At 57.3% G+C, this 2,742-nt stretch carries 2 protein-coding genes; both read right to left on the bottom strand.

Going from position 1 to position 2,742, the window contains the following annotated elements:
• Positions 1–292: 292 nt before the first annotated feature.
• Positions 293–2,563: an ATP-dependent Clp protease ATP-binding subunit ClpA gene (gene clpA / locus ACIPIZ_RS29505; protein WP_401169026.1), complete on the bottom strand. Its 2,271-nt coding sequence runs from the start codon at positions 2,561–2,563 to the stop codon at positions 293–295.
• A gap of 30 nt (positions 2,564–2,593) precedes the next feature.
• The coding region (locus ACIPIZ_RS29500) for an ATP-dependent Clp protease adaptor ClpS (RefSeq protein WP_401169029.1) at positions 2,594–2,742 on the bottom strand (149 nt) is incomplete at its 5' end.

The raw sequence follows: 2,742 nt of genomic DNA, 5'->3' as shown, positions 1-2,742 counted from the left end.
AGCGCAGCGACCGTTTGGCGAAGCCAAACACAGCGAGAGGAGGTGCAGCGCAGCAAACCGTAGGCGCTGCGCCCGGATCGATCCCGCAGCGAAGGGACCCCGAGCCCCAGCGAGCGGGCCGCACGCAGGAGCAAGCGTTTTTTGCTTACTTTTTTTGGCGTTTGAAAAAAAGTGAGTCGCCGTAAGGGCGAAACCGTAATAAGCCATCACCGCAGCAACGGATATTCACCCAAAAACCCCAAACGACAAATAACAAAAAGGCGCCCGAAGGCGCCCTCTTGATCTCAGGCCATCAGGCCATTTCTGCGGTAGTTTCGAAGTCAAACGTCAACTCACCATCCTTGATGTCGATGTGAACCACACCGCCATGCTCGGCCAGCTCGCCAAACAGAATCTCCTCCGCCAACGGACGCTTGATCTTGTCCTGGATCAGACGTGCCATCGGACGCGCACCCATCGCCGAGTCATAACCACCCGCCGCCAGCCAACTACGCGCGGCATCAGTGACCTCAAGCAGCACACGCTTGTCTTCCAGCTGCGCCTGAAGCTCGGTAAGGAACTTGTCCACCACACTTTTGATGACCTCATGACTGAGGCGACCAAACTGGATAATGGTGTCCAGACGGTTACGGAATTCCGGCGTGAAGCTCTTCTTGATCACTTCCATCGCGTCAGACGAGTGGTCCTGATGGGTGAAACCGATCGAAGCACGCGCCGCCGTTTCGGCACCGGCGTTGGTGGTCATGATCACGATCACGTTGCGGAAGTCCGCCTTGCGTCCGTTGTTGTCGGTCAGCGTACCGTGATCCATCACCTGCAACAGCAGGTTGAAGACTTCCGGATGCGCCTTCTCGATTTCATCGAGCAGCAATACGCAATGCGGTTGCTTGGTGATCGCTTCGGTCAAAAGACCACCCTGATCGAAACCGACATAGCCTGGAGGTGCACCGATCAGACGCGATACAGTGTGACGCTCCATGTACTCGGACATGTCGAAGCGAACCAGTTCGATCCCCAACGCCTTGGCCAATTGCCGCGCGGCCTCGGTTTTACCGACACCGGTCGGCCCTGCGAACAGGAACGAACCGACTGGCTTGTCCGGCGACTTCAAGCCGGCACGGGACAGCTTGATCGCAGTCGACAGCGAATCGATCGCCGCGTCCTGACCAAACACCGTCAGCTTCAGGTCACGTTCCAGGTTACGCAGCAGTTCCTTGTCGGAACTGGTGACGTGTTTAGGCGGGATCCGCGCGATTTTCGCGACGATGTCTTCGACCTGTGGCACTTCAATGCGCTTCACACGTTTTTCGACCGGTTGCAGACGCTGATAGGCGCCCGCCTCGTCGATCACGTCGATGGCCTTGTCCGGCATGTGCCGGTCATTGATGTAACGCGACGCCAGTTCAGCAGCGGCGCGCAACGACTCATCGCTGTATTCGATGTTGTGGTGCTGCTCGAAACGCCCTTTCAGGCCGCGCAGGATACCGATGGTGTCTTCCACCGATGGCTCGACGACATCGACTTTCTGGAAGCGACGCGCCAAGGCACGGTCCTTCTCGAAGATGCCGCGAAATTCCTGGAACGTGGTCGAGCCGATGCAGCGAATGTCGCCAGACGACAGCAGTGGCTTGAGCAGATTCGAAGCGTCCATGACCCCGCCCGACGCAGCGCCGGCACCAATAATGGTGTGGATCTCGTCGATGAACAGGATCGCCTGCGGACGTTTTTTCAGTTCATTGAGCAGCGCCTTGAAGCGCTTCTCGAAATCACCGCGATACTTGGTCCCCGCGAGCAGGGCGCCAAGATCGAGCGAGTAGACAACGCTGTTGGCCAGCAGATCAGGCACCTGGTTGTCGACAATGCGCTTGGCCAGGCCTTCGGCAATCGCGGTTTTACCCACGCCCGCTTCACCGACCAGCAGCGGATTGTTTTTGCGTCGGCGCGCGAGAATCTGCGCGACACGCTCGACTTCCGATTCACGGCCGACCAGCGGATCAATGCGACCCTGGCGCGCCAGTTCGTTGAGGTTGCTGGCATAAGCATCCAGAGGATTGCCTGAAGAAGAAGACTCACCGCCCTCATCGTCCTGCATATCTTGTTCACCTTCAGAGTGATCGCCATGCCCCGGCACTTTGGAAATGCCGTGAGCGATGTAGTTGACGACATCGATGCGCGCAACGCTCTGCTGTTTCAGCAGGAACACCGCCTGACTCTCTTGCTCACTGAAGATGGCAACCAGCACGTTGGCGCCGGTTACTTCGCGTTTGCCCGAGCTCTGTACGTGGAAAACAGCACGTTGCAGTACACGCTGGAAGCCCAGGGTTGGCTGGGTTTCGCGATCTTCGTCATGAACGGGGATCAATGGCGTGGTGGAGTCGATGAACTCCTGCAGGTCATGCTTGAGTTTGTCGAGGTTTGCGCCGCAGGCACGCAAAACGGTGGCGGCAGCCTCATTGTCCAATAGGGCCAGCAAAAGGTGTTCGACGGTCATGAATTCATGACGTTTCGAACGAGCCTCCTTGAATGCTAGATTGATGGTGACTTCGAGCTCGCGGTTTAACATAGCTTCACCTCATACCCAAGTGGTCGTCGATTAACCGTCCTTCTCGATTTCACAGAGTAGCGGATGCTGGGTTGACCTGGAGTACTGTTTGACCTGCATGGCCTTTGTCTCGGCGATGTCGCGGGTAAACACTCCAGATTCTGCACGTCCTTCTGTGTGGACGTCCAGAATGACCTTGG

It is taken from the genome of Pseudomonas sp. NPDC087690 (assembly GCF_044743175.1).
Lineage (GTDB): Bacteria > Pseudomonadota > Gammaproteobacteria > Pseudomonadales > Pseudomonadaceae > Aquipseudomonas.
Note: the sequence above shows the minus strand (reverse complement) of the source record. Positions and strands in the feature narration are given on the sequence as shown.